This window comes from Pseudomonas sp. 5P_5.1_Bac1 (assembly GCF_025466015.1).
Lineage (GTDB): Bacteria > Pseudomonadota > Gammaproteobacteria > Pseudomonadales > Pseudomonadaceae > Aquipseudomonas.
Genome location: NZ_JANLNX010000076.1, coordinates 1 through 2,143, shown reverse-complemented (window position 1 = coordinate 2,143; position 2,143 = coordinate 1). Strand labels below are relative to the sequence as shown.

Below are 2,143 nucleotides of genomic sequence, written 5' to 3'. Positions count from 1 at the left end.
GTCGATGCTGTCGGTAACCGCAGTTACGGCAGCAGTCGGGCTGACTTCCAAGTGTTCGAAATCACCACCGGTGGTGCCCGTGATGGTCACGCTGACGCTGCCGGCATCCACATAAACAGTGTCTTTCGGGGCTGCGAAGGTCACGCTGCCTTCGGTAGCGTCCTTGGCAATGGTGATGGTTTCACCATTGCTCAAGGTGATCTTCATTTCAGTGCCAGCCGGGTTAGTCAGCTTGGCGGTGTAAACAATGCTGCCGCCTTCCTGGACGGAACCAGTCGCGGACAAGGTCAGGCCAGTGGTGTCCAGACGAGCCGGATCGTCGGTCACGACGGTGGTTGGAGTACCGGCGGTTTCCAGATGCTCGTAGTTGCCGCCGGTGACGCCGGTGATGCTGTTAGTCAGCGGCGTATTGGTGTTCAACACGTTGTTCGGTGCGATGAAGTCGACCGAGCCGCTGCTCGCATTCACAGGGATGGTGATCGACTGACCGTTGGCGAGACTGATGACCAGCGGAGCACCGGTCACTGGAGCAGTTACCGAAGCGGTGTAAGTCACTACACCACCCTCAACCGCGCTGGCAGTCGCGGTCAACGTGACGGTTGAGGTATCAATCGAATCTGTAACCGCGGTCACGGCAGCAGTCGGGCTAACTTCCAGATGCTCGAAGTCACCGCCAGTGGTACCGGTGACGGTCACGCTGACGCTACCCGCGTCGACATAAACGGTGTCTTTTGGTGCTGCGAACGTGACGGAGCCTTCGGTTGCATCCTTGGCAATGGTGATGGTTTCACCGTTGCTCAAGGTGATCTTCATTTCAGTGCCGGCTGGGTTGGTCAGCTTGGCGGTGTAGACGATGTTGCCGCCTTCTTGAACCGAGCCAGTGGCGCTGAGCGTCAGGCCGGTGGTGTCGAGGCGCGCTGGGTCATCGGTCACTACGGTAGTCGGAGTACCTGCGGTTTCCAGGTGCTCGTAGTTGCCACCAGTCACGCCAGTGATGCTGTTGATCAGCGGGGTGTTGGTGTTGAGCACGTTGTTCGGTGCGATGAAGTCCACCGAGCCGCTGCTTGCATTAACCGGGATGGTGATCGACTGGCCGTTGGCCAGAGTGATGACCAGCGGCGCGCCGGTGACCGGAGCTGTGACGCTTGCGGTGTAAGTAACCACACCGCCTTCAACGGCACTGGCAGTCGCCGTCAGCGTGACGGTCGAGGTATCAATCGAATCCGTTACAGCAGTAACCGCCGCGGTTGGGCTGACTTCCAGATGTTCGAAGTCACCACCGGTGGTGCCGGTGATGGTCACGCTGACGCTGCCGGCGTCGACGTACACGGTGTCTTTCGGTGCAGCGAAGGTGACAGAACCTTCGGTCGCATCCTTGGCGATGGTGATGGTTTCACCGTTGCTCAAGGTGATCTTCATCTCGGTGCCGGCTGGATTGGTCAGCTTGGCGGTGTAGACGATGTTGCCGCCTTCCTGGACGGAGCCGGTCGCGGACAAGGTCAGGCCGGTGGTGTCCAGACGAGCCGGATCATCGGTGACAACGGTGGTCGGCGTGCCAGCGGTTTCCAGGTGCTCGTAGTTGCCGCCAGTCACGCCGGTGATGCTGTTGGTCAGCGGCGTGTTGGTGTTGAGCACGTTGTTCGGAGCGATGAAATCGACCGAACCGCTGCTCGCATTAACCGGAATGGTGATCGACTGACCGTTAGCCAAGGTGATGACCAGCGGAGCGCCAGTCACTGGAGCCGTTACCGAAGCGGTATAAGTAACCACACCACCTTCAACAGCACTGGCAGTCGCGGTCAGGGTGACGGTCGAGGTATCAATCGAATCCGTTACAGCAGTAACCGCCGCGGTTGGGCTGACTTCCAGATGCTCGAAGTCGCCACCAGTGGTACCGGTGATGGTCACGCTGACGCTGCCGGCGTCGACGTAAACGGTGTCTTTTGGTGCTGCGAAGGTCACGCTGCCTTCGGTCGCATCCTTGGCGATGGTGATGGTTTCACCGTTGCTCAAGGTGATCTTCATCTCGGTGCCGGCTGGATTGGTCAGCTTGGCGGTGTAAACAATGTTGCCGCCTTCCTGGACGGAACCGGTTGCGCTGAGCGTCAGGCCGGTGGTGTCCAAACGGGCCGGATCATCGGTG

1 protein-coding gene is annotated in these 2,143 nt (G+C 59.6%); it reads right to left on the bottom strand.

The features are described from left to right. On the bottom strand, positions 1–2,143 hold a 2,143-nt coding region (locus tag NTD82_RS16080; protein WP_315974958.1), incomplete at both ends, for an immunoglobulin-like domain-containing protein.